The following is a 15,154-nucleotide window of genomic DNA, read 5'->3' as shown; positions in this document are numbered from 1 at the left end:
CGCTCCCGCCGTGCCGCCACCACGCTCATGGCTGATAGGTGAAGTTGCAGCCCCCGGCGTAGCTCTGGATGACGCCGCCATCTCCATCAGGCGTCGTCCCGCCGTCGGTGACGGCCGGACACGACACCATCGTTCCACCGTCCACCATGTAGCTCTGCGGATAGTCGCCATGGCCGCTGCGCAGCGTGTAGTTGACGCGCTCGTAGTCCAGCCGCTCCGACGCCGTGACCGCCACCTGCAGGGTGCCGCCGCGGATGAAGCGCCGCTCCAGGCAGCCACAGGCGTAGGGCGCCAGCGTGACGACGGTGGAGTTCGGCCGCTCCTCCAGGAGGTAGAGCGGCTGCAGGCTGCTCGTTCCCGCGTTGGCCGGCGTATGCCAGGCCCGCAGCGCATCCGAGCGGTAGCCCAGTGTCAGGGGGCCCCGGTTGCCCGTGTTCACCGGCCTGCAGGTATCGCTGGTCCCTCCGTCCACCGGATCCCCGTCACAGAAGGTGAGGTCCAGCGCCAGCCCGTGCGGCGTGCCGCCATCGGCCAGCTTCTCCACCTCCCACTGGAGCAGCCACGTCCGGTCCTCCGGAGGCGGCACCGAGGGCAGGTCGAACACGTAGGTGTCCTTGTCCGAAGGCACGGCGTCATAGTCCAGCGGGCCGCGCACGCCGAGCCCGTTGACGCGGTCCGTACCGCTGCGCAGGCGGCCGTGGCCGTGGGACAGCTGGCCCGTCACGGAGAACTCCGCCGTGTCGGGCGGCGCGGGGAAGGCCGTGGTGGACGCGAGCGTCCGGTGGACCGACGTCTCGACGCCATTGACGTAGCGAGACAGCTCGTCCGCGTCCTCCGCCTCCCAGCTCACCTCCAGCCCGTAGTCCCGGTCATCCGTCCACGAACCATTGTCCTGAACCAGGAAGTAGTACTGCAGCGACGCCGTATGCGGCGGGACGGGAATGACGCCCCGGAAGTTGCTCAGAGCGATGAAGCGCGGGTTGTCCACCACCTCCTCGCGCGACGAGTGCACACACATGGGCGCCGGCAGGTCCGTGCGCCGGCAGAAGCGGTCCACTAGCGCCCGCGCGTCCGGGTTCTCTACGAAGTCCCGAGGGCACACGGCGGCGTTGGTAGCGCAGTTCTCCCTCCACTCGTCGAGGTTGGCGCCGGTGGACACCAGGGTGAACACGTGTACCACTCGCGACGGTGTCACGGGCAGCGCGGGGAAGCGGCCCCCCGTGTCCAGTGGAACCAGCCGGTAGCGCAGCAGCGTGGGCACGCTGAAGGCCGGCAGGCGGACCGAGTACCAGTCCCGATCGGAGACGTAGCCCAAGCGGCCGGCGAAGGACACGGAGGAGCCAGAACCGCCGGGCGTGGCGGCCTCCAGGCTGCGCGTCGTGGCCTCCTGCACCCGGTCGTTGCCGGGCGCGGTGCGGTCCTGCGGGTCCTCCTCCTCCAGCACGCGCACCTCCACCTCGTAGCGCTGCACGAGGTCTCCCTGGGCGGTGTCCCGGTCATTGGTGCCGCGGTAGCCCTTCACGACCAGCGTCCACCGCCCGGCGTGCTCCGCCTTGATTTTGCGCGCGGTGGCCAGCTCGCCGCCGCGCACCTGCGGCAGCACCACGCCTTCGTCTTCCTTCTCCGTGAAACCGGGGCGCCACAGCTCGTAGGACAGGCGCCAGTTGGGCACGAAGTCCAGGTCGGGCGCGATGACGTGCACGTAGGCCACCTTCCCCGCCTCCAGGTCGAAGGCAAAGTGGTCCACGTCGTTGTCGGTGGCCAGGTAGCCGGTGGCCGCGCCCATCAGCATCTCCCCGGACTGCGTCAGCACCAGCGGCGTGGCCGTCTCCTGGGTGTCGTTGGGCTCCTGCTCGTCCGGGTTCTGGTCGATGCGCAGCGACAAGCGGTACGGGTTGCGCGCGTCGAAGTTGGGCCGCGAGGGATTGTCCGGCGCGTCCTGCACCAGCACCAGCAGCGTCTGCCCGGCCATTCCGTCGCGCAGGGGCACGACGATGTCCACCGGGCGGGGCGCGCCCTGGGCGTGCTTGTCCTCCTTCTTCGCCAGCGAGCCCTCCTTCCCATCCGGCAGCGGCCCCAGGATGGTGATGGACAGGTTCACCGCGGTGCTGGACGCCAGGTACGTCCCGTTGACGTTGAGCAGCGTGCGCGCGTTGGTCCCGGGCGGCAGGACGATGCGGTACCAGTCCTGGTCTCCGCCCCGCGGCTCGCTCTCGAGCGCCAGGAGGCGCTCCAGGGGCTCGCCGGGCTTGAGCTCGCACTCGGGCCGCGACAGCGCCTCCTCGCGCGAGTTGCACAGGTCCTCCACCACGGTGGTGCCCGCATCCGGCGTTTCATCGCCTCCGGATTTGCAGGCGGCGAGGACGAGCAGCGTGAGCGGCAGCAGACGGACGTACGTGGGCATGGCGTCGGTTCTCAAGGCGTCTGGGGCGGGTCGTCAGGGCGCCCGGGGCAGCCGTCGACGAGCTGCTCGGGCTCCACGCGGATGATGCCGTCGGCGGGCGACTTGATGCCGCCCACCGGGTAGCGCACGTCATTCACGCGGAAGGTGCGGACAATCGTCCGGGCGGTGGGGTCGTCCCCGGGCACCATGGCCACCGACAGCGCGATGTCGTTGTAGCCGGCCCCGCGCTGCACCACGCCCGCGTCGTCCGCGGAGGCCAGGGTGGGCGCCAGCAGGACGTTCTCCACGCGGAAGCGGTAGCACTGGCGGCCCAGCGCGTCGGGCGGACCGTCCGCCTCGAAGGCGTAGCGGTAGCCATTGGCGGCCAGGTCGGCGGTGTCCACCTCCAGCGGCCGGGTGTGGAGCCGCAGCTCCATCCGGTTCGTCAGCCCGTCGTTGTCCGGGTCCTCGTCCAAATCACTGCTGGAGCCCTGGGTGCCGCCCAGCCACTCCATGCCGTCCGGCACGCCGTCCCGGTCGCTGTCCGCGAGCGTCGCGTTGGTGCCCACGAACTGCTCGTCGCAGTCCAGCAGGCCGTCGCAGTCCGAGTCCACGCCCCGCAGCGCCGGCGGGCACCCGCGGTCCAGGCCGCCACCGTCCGGCAGCGCCACCTGCGTGGGATTGAAGTCCACGCCGCGGTCCCGGAAGTACACCTCCACGCCGTCGCTGAAGCCGTCGCCGTCCGTGTCCACCTTGTGCGGGTCCGTGCCCAGCTCCAGCTCGCGCGCGTCCGTCAGGCCGTCCCCGTCCGCGTCGCCCTCTCCCACCGGGCTGCCCGGGGGCGCGGAGAAGTTGAAGGCCACCATCTCCTTCACGATGAAGGCGCGGCGGACCTGGCCGAAGCTGAAGTCCAGGAAGTTGATGGGCTCGTTGTTGCGGAAGTCGCGGAAGTTGCCGCCGCCCAGCACCGCCATCTGCTCCAGCCGGTCCGCGTTCTGGTTGATGATGAGCAGCGGGCAGCCGCCGTCGCCCGTCAAGTCACACACCGAGGACACCGGCTGCGTGGGGTTGAAGACATGGACGGTGTTGACGCGCACGTCCTCCACCAAGTCCCTCAGCTGGTGGATGCGCACCACCGCGTCACCGCGGAGCAGCTCGTCGTCCTGGTCGTTGGTGGGCTTGCCGTCCGACAGGAAGATGACGGAGTAGCGCGCCTGCGCCAGGGCCTGCGCGCCGCCCGGCTCCAGGCGGCTGCGCGCGATGTCCGTGTTGATGAGCGAATAGATGTCCGACAGCGGCTTGACGAAGTCCGTCGAGTCCCGGTTCGGCGAGGTGTCGGGGTTGCGGAAGGTGAGGAGCTGCTCCGACAGGCGCCGGAGCGCGGCGTCGTCCAGGGACGACACCTGCACGAAGCCGTCCTGGGGCGGGTTGCCGGGCTGCTGCGTGAGGAAGGCCGTGGTGCTGCCGGCGAAGAGCATCACCGCCAGGTGCACCTCGGGGTCCCGGGGCAGGTTCTGGATGAGCTCCACCAGGGCGGTGGCGCGGGTGCCGTCCGGGTCGCTCACCCGCATGGACTGCGAGGCGTCCATGGCGACCACGAGCTTGATAGGCCGCACCACCTCGTTGCTGCCGACGGTGCAGAAGCGCCCCTCCAGCGTCACCGCCCGGTCCACCGGCACGTCCGTGTCACGGCGCGGGTCGTACAGGTACGAATCCGTGCAGGCCATCACCAGCACCACGGCGACCAGGGCGCCGGCCAGTACGCGAACGGCGCGGCTCACGGATTGGCGCTCCCCGAGGGCGGGATTCCGACGCAATCGTTCTGGTTGTTCCACGGGTTGCTCAGGGTGTCGGGCCGGCGGAAGTCAGCGTCCTCGAACGACAGCTCCGGCCCCAGCGGGACGCGCACGCTGGGCGGCGCGTACTGGGCCCACGCGCAGGCGGTGCGCCAGACGCCGTAGTCGGTGCTCACGCCGCTCTCCGGCGCCTCGGCGAACCACACCTTGAAGAGGTTGTAGCCCTGCTTCACGCCCGCGCGGTCCGGCGGCGTGACGAGCTGCAGGTTGGAGATGGTGAAGTCGTAGCAGAGGCTGCCGTCCGGCCGGACCTCGGCGATGCGCGTCTCGTACTGGTAGCCGAAGCGCTCGTAGAAGGCCTTGTCGCGGCGCGTGGGGTCGCTGCCCGCGCGCAGTTCCTGCGCGTCCGGGATGCCATCGCCGTCCGTGTCCAGGCCCGCCACGCTGTTCTCCAGCGGGTTCAGCCCCCAGCGCGACTCCAGGCCATCCGGCACGCCGTCACCGTCGCTGTCGACGATGCCGGTGCGCGTGCGCAGGTAGTCCTCGGCGAACTGGGACAGGCCGTCACCGTCCGTGTCGCGGCAGACGCAGTTGGGCGTGAGCGGAGACGCCGGGTCGCACCCGCGCGCGTCCAGATCATTGGCCGCCCGGAAGCCCTGGTCCTCGCGGCGGTACTCGAAGCCATCATCCAGGCAGTCACCGTCGCTGTCGGCCACGAAGGTGTTGGTCTTCAGCGTGAAGCTGTTGTCGATGGCGTCCGGCACCCCGTCCCCGTCGCTGTCCAGCACACGGCCGGTGTCGCCCGGGGCCGAGCTGAGCGCCTCCACCATCAGCGTCTTCATCACGTTGCGCGACGCGAACGACGAGTAGTCCAGCGCGCCCAGGCCCAGGTTGGAGATCTCCGCCGTGTCGTTGAACTCCTGGTACACGCCGTTGCCGATGTCCGCGAAGCGGCGCAGCAGCCACGCGGCAATCTTCTTCGCAGCCTCCGGGTACTGCGCCGGCTCCACGCCCGGGTACACGCCGTAGATGTCCTGGCAGATGGGGCCGCACGCCCGCACCGCCTCCTGGTTGAAGAGCAGCACCGTGTGCATGCGCACGTCGCCCACGTTGTGCTGGTCCTTCAGCTCCATCAGCCGCCGCACGTAGCTGAACAGCTGGTAGTTCTGGTTGCGGTCCGTCCCCACCTCGAAGCCATCAATCTGGTCCGTGGTGTTGGTGAGGTTGCAGAAGTCGGTCAGCGAGTCCGCCCACGTCAGGTCCGGGTTGTCCGGATCGGCGTAGACGCTGAGGTTGTCGGTGGCCGAGCAGCGCGGATACGGCGTGCCGTCGGTGAGGAAGACGACGACGTAGCGGGTGCGCGGCAGCAGCTCCGGGTTCGTCTGGGCCACCGCGTTGATGTCGCTGGAGATGAGGCTGTACGCGTAGGACAGGGCGCCCTGGTAGTCGGTGCCCTTGCCGAGCTGGCTCTGCAGCCCCTCGATGTAGCTGTCGATGTTGTTGTCCGGACGGGCGAAGCGGTCCCCCGTCGTGGTGGGCGGCCACACGTTGCGCACGTTGGTCTCGAAGGGGGCGACGGACACCTGCACGTTGCCGCCCTGCGCGTTGACCTCGCGGAACTGCTGCACCAGCCGCTTGAGGGCGCGCACGCGCGCCGGCTCGGTGACGCCCTCCGGGATGATGTCCAGAATCTCGCGGCGCTGGCAGAAGCCGTTGTCGAGCTGCGAGCCGGGCGGGTCGGAGACGCACATGCTGCCCGACTCGTCGATGACCACCACCACCTTCACGGGGAAGCCGGAGGGGCTGGGCGGGCGCGTGCAGACGCGCCCCTGCAGCGTGAGGCGGTCATCGAGGTTGGAAATCGCATCCACGCGCGACTCGAGCATGGCGTCCGAACAGGACCACAGGCCCGAGGCCAGGAGGCCCACCGCGAGCAGCGAGGTACGAACGAGGCGGCGCATGCGGAAGGAACCTCCTGGCGAGGGACGACGAGGTTACTGCTGGTGGCGACGGCGACGCATCAGCATGCTGAGCAGCGCGGCGCCCAGGGCGGTGGCGCTGAAGCCCGCGGGAACCGAGCTGCAGTTGTTGCCACCCTCGGAGTCATCTCCCACGAGCACCGTGAGGGTGGAGGTGGAGACGCGCTGGTCGGGGAAGACGCGGTCGGCGAAGGCCAGGCGCGCCGTGAGCTGGAGCTGGTACTCGCCCTTCTTGTCGGGGACGAAGCTGGGCACGCTGTCGTCGACGTACATGTACTGCCAGTCGCGGCTGAGCGTCACCGCGCCCTGCGGGCGCTCCACCACCGCGGTGGAACCCGAGGGACGCTTCACCACCGCCCACTCGTACTCCATGGCCGCGCCGTTGCGGTTGGCGAACAGCGGCGGCCGGATGGCGACGCCCGCCTTGTCCGTCTGGAAGAAGCCACCGGCGCTGACGGTGAAGGGCGCCTTCGGGTCCAGGCAGTCCTCCGGGCGCGCAGGGTTGAGCACCAGGCAGTAACGCGTGTCGCACGCGTCGCCAATGCCGTCGCGGTCATCGTCGCGCTGGTCGCGGTTGGCGACGGTGGGGCAGTTGTCCTGCGCGTTGAGCACGCTGTCTCCGTCGATGTCGGAGTCGCACGCGTCGCCCACGCCGTTGCCGTCGGTGTCGCGCTGGTCCGGGTTGGGCACGCCCGGGCAGTTATCGCTGCTGTCGGAGATGTTGTCGTTGTCCGCATCGACGCGGCACTGCGTCACGTCATCAGGCAGCACCTGGTCCACGTTGTGGACGCGCGGGCAGTTGTCCTCGCCGTCGTCCACGCCGTCGCCGTCGTCGTCCAGGTCGCAGACGTCGCCCTGGCCATCACCGTCCAGGTCCGCCTGGTCCGGATTGGGCACCAGCGGGCAGTTGTCCTGCGCGTTCTCGATGCCATCGTTGTCCTGGTCCGGGTCGCAGTCGTCGCCAAGGCCGTCGCCGTCCGCGTCGCGCTGCTGGAAGTTGGAGAGCGTCGAGCAGTTGTCGCACGCGTTGCCCACCCCGTCACCGTCGTCATCCGCCTGGTCGCGGTTGGACACGAAGGGGCAGTTGTCGCGGTCGTCCGCGCGGCCGTCACCGTCCGCGTCGTCCGTGTACGACAGCGTGTCGCCGTCGTCCGTGTAGTTCACCCAGACGCTGCCGCCGCCGCAGCCACCGCCGCCGCCGCCCACCTCCTGCGGCATGCCGCACCGGTCGCCCAGGCACTCCGGGTTGTCCGGGTTGTTGTTGGACTGAGCCAGCGCCGAGGTGGGACCGACGACGAGGAAGGCCCCTAGCGTGAGGGCCGAAGCGAAACGAGCGCGTGTCATGGTGACTCCTTTCAACACCGGCCGCCTAGCAAGGAACGATCCGTACCAGACACTTGGGAGAAGCCCTGGAATATCAGCAGGTTGAGCACGTCAGGGGGCGCATCGAACAGAGGGTGTGGGGGGCACTCCCCATTAGGAGCGAGGGGCAGACCCCACACCTGGAGGTCCAGGTCAGGTCCCGGGGATGAAGGTCTCGGGGTCCAGGGAGATGATGCCCGCGGGCAGGCGGCCCCCCTCTTCGCTGTATTGGATTTCCTGGATGAGGAGCGAGCCGATGCCCGCGCCTCGTGGATCATTGTCCCGGCCGGCCTGGAGGTAGAGGTAGACCTCGTTGGTGCCCGCCGGGATGACCTCGCCCGGGACGAAGGGATGGGGCCGCTCGCGGGTGGGGACGACGGTGACGTTCTCCACGCGCACCTGGTAGCAGGTACGGCCATCCGCGGTGGGCGTGGTCTCCACCAGCTCGTAGCCGTAGCCCCGCTCGCGGTGGAAGTCGAGGTCCGCGCTGAGCGGATCCCCATGCGCTTCCACCTCCGACACGTTGGTGAGGCCGTCGCGGTCCGTGTCCAGCAGGTCCTCGGGGATGAGCGGGTTGGTCATGGCCAGCGACTCCACCAGGTCGGGCAGCGCGTCGCCGTCCGTGTCACCGATGCAGGCATTGGTGCCGAGCACCCGCTCCTCACAGGTGTTGAGCCGGTCGCCGTCCTCGTCCAGGGACACGTTGCAGCCGTTGATGACGTCTGGCTGGAGCGGGTCCAGGCCCATGCGAACCTCGACGCCGTCCATCAATCCATCCTGGTCGGTGTCCTGGCGCAGGGGGTCGGTGCCCATCAGCTCCTCGTCCGTATCAGGGAGGCCGTCCCCATCGCTGTCGATGAGCACCTGCCCGGCGCGCACCACCACGTTGCGGTTGTAGGCGAAGAAGCGCTTGAGCTTGAGGGTGTTGGTCCGCGCGGCGTACTGGATGCTGGTGAGGGTGCCCGACAGGCCCGCCGCGTCCGTCTCCACCGGCTCGGTGCCCCCCGCGTTGGCGATGGCGGCCACGTGCTGGCGCGTGACGGGGTCCGGCGTCTCGCCGCGCACGTAGATGGGCTGGACCACCACCTCACCCGCGCTGAACTGCGAGGCCAGGGCCTTGATTTCGCCGGTGATGGCGGTGAGCTCGCACTGGCTGCACGCCGTGGTGTTGCCCAGGGCGCTGCAGCGCGAGTCCAGCCCCACGTTGAAGGCCGGGTTGGCGCAGCTGGTGTCCTGGCTGCGCACGACGACGACGACGACATAGCGCGTGCGCGCCACCTCGCCACGGCAGGACGTCTGCATGTCGCCCGACAGCAGCGTCTTGGCCAGCCGCAGGGCGGCGCGGACGCTCACGGGGCCGGACTCCTGGTAGGTGGCGTAGCGCGGCAGCGCGGCCTGGAAGTCGGAGGCGTTGGAGAAGCTGCCCAGCAGGCCGGTGGCCACCGTGTGGTACGCCACGAGCGCGAACTGGACGAAGGGCCCGGAGAAGCGGCTGGAGAGCGTGGACAGCGCCTCGGTGGCGTAACCCACCACCTCGCGCTCGACGCCCTCGCCGCCCTGGAGCGCGAAAATCACCTTGGTGGGGAACGCCTCGCCGCCGGCGAGCGGCACGCAGACGGTTCCCTCGAAGCTCGCGCGGTCCTTCCCGCCCGGGCCCCGGCCCTCGAGCGCATAGAGGCCCGCGTCGGAGCACGACAGCAACAGCACGGGAATGAGAAGCCAGACGGACCGCGTGAGTGCGCGCATCAGTTTGATTCTACACCTTAGCCCCCCGTGACAACGCAAGCGCATGTGACAAGAACCCCGCAACGAATGCGCTCGTGGCACAGCAACGCCCGAGAATTCGGCCCCTCGTGGAACGGGTGTGCCCCCACCCGGAGGGGCCGTGAACTCCCGCGCCCTCCGGGTGTGAGCTGCCGGGTGACGTGTGACAGCTTCCCCGGGGCGTGCTGCCAGCCGGGGTGCCTACAGCGTGAGCAGAAACGCCAGCAGGTCGTTGCGCTCCTCGGGGGTGAGCGCGCTCGCGTTGCCGTGCTTCGGCCCCGAGGACTCCAGCACCGCGCGCAGCGGGAAGCGCGTCGCCACCACCAGCCGGTCGTCCTCCACCGCGTAGCCCGCCGTGGCGCTCGTCAGCAGGGGCCAGAGGTCCCACGCCCCCACGAGCGACGGCGCCGCCGCGCCGGGCACCAGGTCCTGCAGCTCCAGCCTCAAGGGCAACGCCACCGGCGTCCCGACGTCGAGGTACCGGCCCCGCGTCGTCACATCCTGGTCCAGCGTGTAGAGCGGCGCGGGGTGGCACGTCACGCAGCCCCCCCTCCCCTCGAACAGCGCGCGCCCCTGGGCAGGCCGCCCCACCCCGCCGTCCGGCAGCTCCACCGTCTCCAGCGGCGAGCCCTCCGCGGTTCGATACGGATTGGGCGGCGTGACGATGAGCGCGTTGAAGAGGGAGAGCGCCTCCACCTCGGAGGGCGAGGGGTCGGGGTTGTGGAACCGGTTGCGGGCCCCCACGTAGCTCGCGGTGTCCGCGAGGCTGCCGTGGCTCGCGGGCGTGAAGTAGGGCGGCGTGTCGCGGCTGCCCCGCAGCGTGGTGGAGCGGTAGATGCGGTTGGGCTGCGTCTTCTCGTAGAAGACGCCCCCCGTGTGGCCCTCGATGTGACAGCCGTCACAGGTGATGCCCGTGCGGCCCAGGTCCACGTAATAGAGGACCTGCCCCAGCCGCCGCTTGGCCTGGGCGCGCGAGGTCTCCAACGGGAGCTGACGCACCACCCGTGCCCGCCCCAGCTTTGCCTCGCGGACGTCCACCATCGCGACCGTCCGGGTGAAGCGGTTGAGCACGTAGAGGGTGCTCGCGTCCGGAGACAGCGCCAGCGCGCTCGGACCCGAGTGGAGCTCCTCCCCCGCCCGCCCCTTGCGTCCGAAGTCCCCCTCGGGCCGGATGCGCGGCGTTCCCTTGGGCGGCATCACCGCCACCTCCTGGAGCAACGCGCCCCGCGCCGCCGCGTCGCCTGAGACGAGCGCCCGTGCATCCAGCACCCGCACGAGCCCCAGCCCCACGTCCGCCGCGTACAGCAGCCCCGCCGCGTCATCCAGCGCCAGCCCCTCCGTTCCGCCCGCGCCGAAGCCCCGGTGACGCACGTAGACGCCCCGCGAGGGCTCCACCACTGACACGCCGCTGTTGGCGCTCACCTCCATGCGCTGGGGGTTGGGCCCCACGTTCGGCCCCAGGCTCGACATGAAGACGTGCCCCAGCCGCTCGCTGGCCACCAGGAACCGGGGCGCCTTGCCCCCCATCACATGTGCCCGGAAGCGCTCGGTGTTGCCGCCGACAATGGCCACACCCGGCCCCGGCGCCACCGTGGCCACGCGCGCCCCGTCGTCCTGACGCAGCAGCTCCAGCTGTCCCGTCTGGAGGCTGCCCACCGCCAGCAGGTCCTTCCACCGCGCGAGCGCACGCGGGTTGGGGTCCACGGGGACCGACCAACGCACCTGCCCCGTCTCCAGTGACACGGCATGGACCCGGTCGCGCACGCGCTCCGCCACGTAGGCCACACCTGCCGGGCCATCCACCGTCAAGCCCTCGGCGCCTGATGGCGCGGGCAGCACGCGGCGCTCGCGCCCGGGCGTGTCGAGCGCATACAGCCACAGCTCCGCCTGATGGCGGTGCGCCACGCCCAGCCAGGGCCGCCCCGCGCCGTCCGTCCACGCCGCCAGCGCCGAGGGACCGTCTCCCGTGGACAGCCGCTCCACCCGCCCCGTTCCGACGTCCAGGGCGAACACGGTGTCCGTGGGCGCGGAGGCGATGAAGAGCGTGCGCCCGTCCGGCGAGGGCACCATCGCCGTCGGGTCGGTGAAGACCGCGTCGTTCACCACAGTGAGGCGAGCCGAGCCCTCGGGCCGAGCTCCCGTGCCCGGTCCGGTCAGCCGCACCTCCACCACCACCTGCGGCGCATCGTCCGGCAGCACCACGTCCGGTGGCAGCCGCGCATAGGCATGTGCGGCGTCGACCACCACGAGCGGAAGCTGCCGCGACAGCGGCGGCCCCAGCTCCAGCGACAGGCCCGGAACCAGATGCTCACCGCGGAGGGTGAGCGGCTGGGAGGTCTCATTGCTCGTGAGCCGAGGCCCCACCGACAACAGCCTTGGCGTCGCGACGGCCGGCGACTGAGACGTCCATGACGATGCCCCCAGGCGATGACGCACCAGCGCCCCGCCCGCGGCGACCATCGACACCGTCAACACCGCGAGCACGGCCCGCCTGCGAGCGCTGCCCATCCGTTCGCATCACCTCCGCATGGGAGCATCCACCATCCCCCCGGGCGCGGGGGCGAAATCGCGCCTCTGAGACACAGCGCCGCACGCCATCTTTCCAGCGTCCCGGCAACACCGCGCCTCACCGTGGTGGACGCGCCCCACATGGGGTGGAGTGCCCTCCACACCTGTGCGCGCAGAGCGTCATCCCGGTGCCGGCGTGTGCGTTGACAGCTCGGTACACGCATCGCTTAACCTGTTGATGATGCGACGCTTCCTCCTCTGCATGGCTGTCGCCCAGCTTCTCGGAATCGGTACGTTGATGGCTCCGAGCGAGGCCTGGGCCCAGAGTCGTGGCCGTTCCGCGCGGCAGGCGAAGTCCAAGGCGCGTAAGAAGGCGGCCCCGAAGGCAGCCCCCAAGACTCCGCCGAAGATCGAGACCCAGAAGTCCGCGGCGATGGATCCGGTGACGGGTGACACGACGACCGCCGTATCCTCCGCGCCCCCCCAGCGCGGCCCCGCGCGCATCGACTTCGACGACCGGCTCATCCAGGGACAGACGAACAAGTCCGGAGCCGTGTACCTCTACGACCGCAAGGAGTTGAAGACGCGGTCGATGATCCGCGAGCGCGAGAGCTTCCGCTCCGAGACGCTCTCCACGGTGTACGACCCGTAAGGCCGCACCGCCCCACCCGCCCTTGAATGGAGCGCCACCGTTGAGCGGTCAGCCCAGCGTCCTGCAAGTCGTCATCCTCCGCGACGGTCTCCTCGTCGGCACCGAGGTGTTCGTTCCGGGCACTTATGCGCTCGGCTCGGATCCTGCCTCGGACCTGCGGCTGGATGACCCTTCCGTGGAGCCGCGGCATGCGCTGCTCTACTTCCAGAACGGTCGCGCAGCCGTCCAGGACGCGAGCACCGCGGGCCTGTTCGTCAACGGGCACCGCGTCTCCGCCTGCGAAATCCGCCCGGTGGACGAGGTCCTCTGCGGTCCCTTCGTCCTGAAGACGCGCGTGCTGTCGCAGAAGCCGCAGGAGGCCAAGCCCCAGCCGCCGCCCGAGGTCGCCGCCCTGTTCGGCGGAACCCCGGCCGCGCCTCCGCCGCAGGCGGCCGTGCCTCCGCAGCAGGCCGCTCCCGCGCGGCAGCTCCGGCCCGCCACCGCCGTGCCTCCGACGGCCGCCACCGTCCCCGCTGTGCGCGCGCCTCAGCAGGTGCCGCACGCCGCCACGCAGGTGGCCTTCCCCACGGCCGCGCAGGTCCACCACGCCGCGAACGGAAGCCACGCGGAGCCCGCCTTTGCGCAGCCGGCCGTTCCATTGCCTGGCACTGCGCCTCAGGCGCATCACGCCGCGCACGCGCAGCCGGCCGTTCCATTGCCTGGCGCTGCGCCTCAGGCGCATCACGCCGCGCACGCGCAGCCGGCCATTCCGCTGCCCGGAGCTTCGCCGCAGCCTGCTGCCGCCCACCCCGCCGCGCACGCGCGGCCGACCGCCGTTCCTCACCCGGGTGTCCCGCCGCAGCAGGCCGCCGCGCATCCCGCTGCGTACGCGCAGCCGGCGTTTCCCCCGCCTGGCGTTGCACCACAGCCCGCCGCGGTGCCCCAGGGCCACCCCGCCGCGCACGCTCAGCCCGCCGCGCCCCAGGCCCAGTGGCCCGCGCAAGCTGCCGCCGCGCACGCTCAGCCCGCGCCCCCGGCGCAGTGGCCCGCGCAGCCTGCCGCCGCGCAAGCTCAGCCCACGCCCCCGGCGCAGTGGCCCGCGCAGCCTGCCGCCGCGCACGCTCAGCCCGCCGCGCCCCAGGCGCAGTGGCCCGCGCAGCCTCCAGCGAACGTCCCCGCGGGGACGGTGCCCTCCGTTCGACGCCGCGCGGCGGCAGAGCCGGCGCCAGCCCCGCAGCAGTCGGGCATGCGGCTGGCCGACGAGCTGATGGCGGACCTCGCCATCGACCCGCTCCCGGAGCCCACCGGCCCCCTGCTCCAGGAGGAACGCGCCGCGGCACGGCCCACGCATGCGCCGCGCATCGGCCCGGGCAAGGGCCCCGCCCAGCTCTACCTGGAGCTGTACTGGGGCGCCGTGCGCCGCGACGCGCGCCGCTTCGCGCCCGACAAGAAGAAGCCGGTGCAGGCCTCGCTGGAGCTCGAGGGAGCCATGCCCCTGTGGGGCTTCACGCTGCCGGACGGCGCGCCCTTCACGCTCGCCGAGTCCCTCAACAACGCCTTCCGCGTCTTCGTGCCTCCGGGCACCGAAGTGGAGCGCAGCGGCGGTGACGGGCGTTTCACTCCCGTCACCGGCGCGGCGCTGGAGTCCGACGGCAGCCGCCGCTTCATCACCCTTCGCGAAGGCGCCGCCGCGCGGCTGACGCAGGGGCACATGTCCCTGGTGGCCTACGCCGCGCCCAAGCCCGCGCGTGTCTTCGTCAACCCGCTCAAGGGCCTGCCCTGGCTGACGCTGACGTTCCTCGGCCTCTTCGCCTCCGCCCTGGCCGCCTTCCTCGTCATGAAGCCCCACCGGCCCGAGGTCGCGGACTTCCAGCAGAAGAGCCTGCCGCCGGTGGCGCTGCGCCTCATCGCGCCCGAGCCGAAGAAGAAGGAAGAGGCGAAGCGCAAGCTGGAGGCCATCAAGGAGCAGGCCAAGAAGCCCACCAAGGAGAAGGTGGCGGAGAAGGCCCCGGCCAAGCCGGTGGAGAAGGCGCCGCCGCCGAAGCAGCCCGAGAAGGCGGTGGCCGCCGCCGCGCCGCAGAACAAGGCGCTCAAGGCGCTGGCCAAGCTGTCCGCCGGTGGGCCCGCGACGAATGACCTGCTCGCCGCCGTGGACAAGCTCGGCAGCGGCCCTGGCAGCAAGAACGTGAAGAACTCCAACTACAAGCTGTCCGGCCTCATCGGGAAGGCGCCCATCGCCAACGCCGGCCTGGGCACCTTCGGGTTGGGCGGTGGCGGCAAGGGCGGCGGCGCCACGCTGGGCGCCGAGCTGCTGCGCGGCAAGGGCGGCGGAGGCATCGGCGCGCTGGGCGCGGGCGGCGTGGGCAAGGGCAAGGTGGGCGGCACCGTCACCCGCGCCACGGCCCGCAGCATCGCCTCCACCCAGGGCACGGTGGACCGCGAGGCGGTGGCGCGCGTCATCAACAGCCACCTCAACCAGGTCCACGCCTGCTACGAGCGCGGGCTGCTCAAGGACCCGGGCCTGGCGGGCAAGGTGGTGCTGGAGTGGACCATCGGCGCGAACGGACGCGTGGTGGCCGCCAAGACGAAGTCCTCCACGCTGCGCAATGCCTCCGTCGAATCCTGCATTCTCTCGAACCTGAAGTCGTGGACGTTCCCTGCCCCCAAGGGTGGCGTCGTCATCATCACCTACCCGTTCCTCTTCAACTCGGTCGGCTACTGACGCGGCCCG

Annotated in this window: 8 protein-coding genes; 2 read left to right on the top strand and 6 right to left on the bottom strand. The window is 71.0% G+C overall.

Annotated features, from left to right (window positions below):
- Positions 1 to 25 precede the first annotated feature (25 nt).
- The 6 genes from VZL07_RS20805 to VZL07_RS20780 all read right to left on the bottom strand — a co-directional run bounded on the left by VZL07_RS20805 (position 26) and on the right by VZL07_RS20780 (position 11,792).
- Complete coding sequence (locus VZL07_RS20805; protein WP_426749323.1) at positions 26 to 2,404, bottom strand: hypothetical protein; 2,379 nt, start codon at positions 2,402 to 2,404, stop codon at positions 26 to 28.
- Between the two features lie 11 nt (positions 2,405 to 2,415).
- Positions 2,416 to 4,164, bottom strand: a complete 1,749-nt coding sequence (locus VZL07_RS20800) for a VWA domain-containing protein (RefSeq protein ID WP_426749322.1) — start codon at positions 4,162 to 4,164, stop codon at positions 2,416 to 2,418.
- Positions 4,161 to 6,140 (bottom strand): cell-cell cohesion protein MtsD, encoded by a 1,980-nt coding sequence (mtsD, locus tag VZL07_RS20795; RefSeq protein ID WP_426749321.1) that lies wholly within the window; start codon positions 6,138 to 6,140, stop codon positions 4,161 to 4,163. Before mtsD ends, VZL07_RS20800 begins: the two co-directional genes overlap by 4 nt.
- 33 nt (positions 6,141 to 6,173) lie before the next feature.
- The gene (gene mtsC / locus VZL07_RS20790) at positions 6,174 to 7,502 is read right to left on the bottom strand and encodes a cell-cell cohesion MYXO-CTERM protein MtsC (protein ID WP_426749320.1); all 1,329 of its coding nucleotides are present in this window, start codon (positions 7,500 to 7,502) and stop codon (positions 6,174 to 6,176) included.
- Positions 7,503 to 7,673: 171 nt separating this feature from the next.
- Positions 7,674 to 9,266, bottom strand: coding sequence for a calcium-binding protein (locus VZL07_RS20785; protein WP_426749319.1), 1,593 nt, complete (start codon positions 9,264 to 9,266; stop codon positions 7,674 to 7,676).
- A 219-nt stretch (positions 9,267 to 9,485) separates the two neighbouring features.
- Positions 9,486 to 11,792 (bottom strand): MtsA protein, encoded by a 2,307-nt coding sequence (locus VZL07_RS20780; protein ID WP_426749318.1) that lies wholly within the window; start codon positions 11,790 to 11,792, stop codon positions 9,486 to 9,488.
- Positions 11,793 to 12,090: 298 nt separating this feature from the next.
- On the opposite strand from VZL07_RS20780, the gene VZL07_RS20775 reads away from it, so the two are divergent.
- Entirely contained in the window at positions 12,091 to 12,444 is a 354-nt protein-coding gene (locus VZL07_RS20775; RefSeq protein WP_426749317.1) for a hypothetical protein, read from the top strand.
- 40 nt (positions 12,445 to 12,484) lie between these two features.
- Complete coding sequence (locus tag VZL07_RS20770; RefSeq protein WP_426749316.1) at positions 12,485 to 15,145, top strand: AgmX/PglI C-terminal domain-containing protein; 2,661 nt, start codon at positions 12,485 to 12,487, stop codon at positions 15,143 to 15,145.
- The last annotated feature ends 9 nt before the right edge of the window (positions 15,146 to 15,154 follow it).

Source organism: Pseudomyxococcus flavus, from assembly GCF_050038885.1.
In the GTDB taxonomy this organism is placed as follows: Bacteria; Myxococcota; Myxococcia; order Myxococcales; family Myxococcaceae; genus Myxococcus; species Myxococcus flavus.
This window is presented reverse-complemented; position numbering and strand designations above follow the sequence as displayed.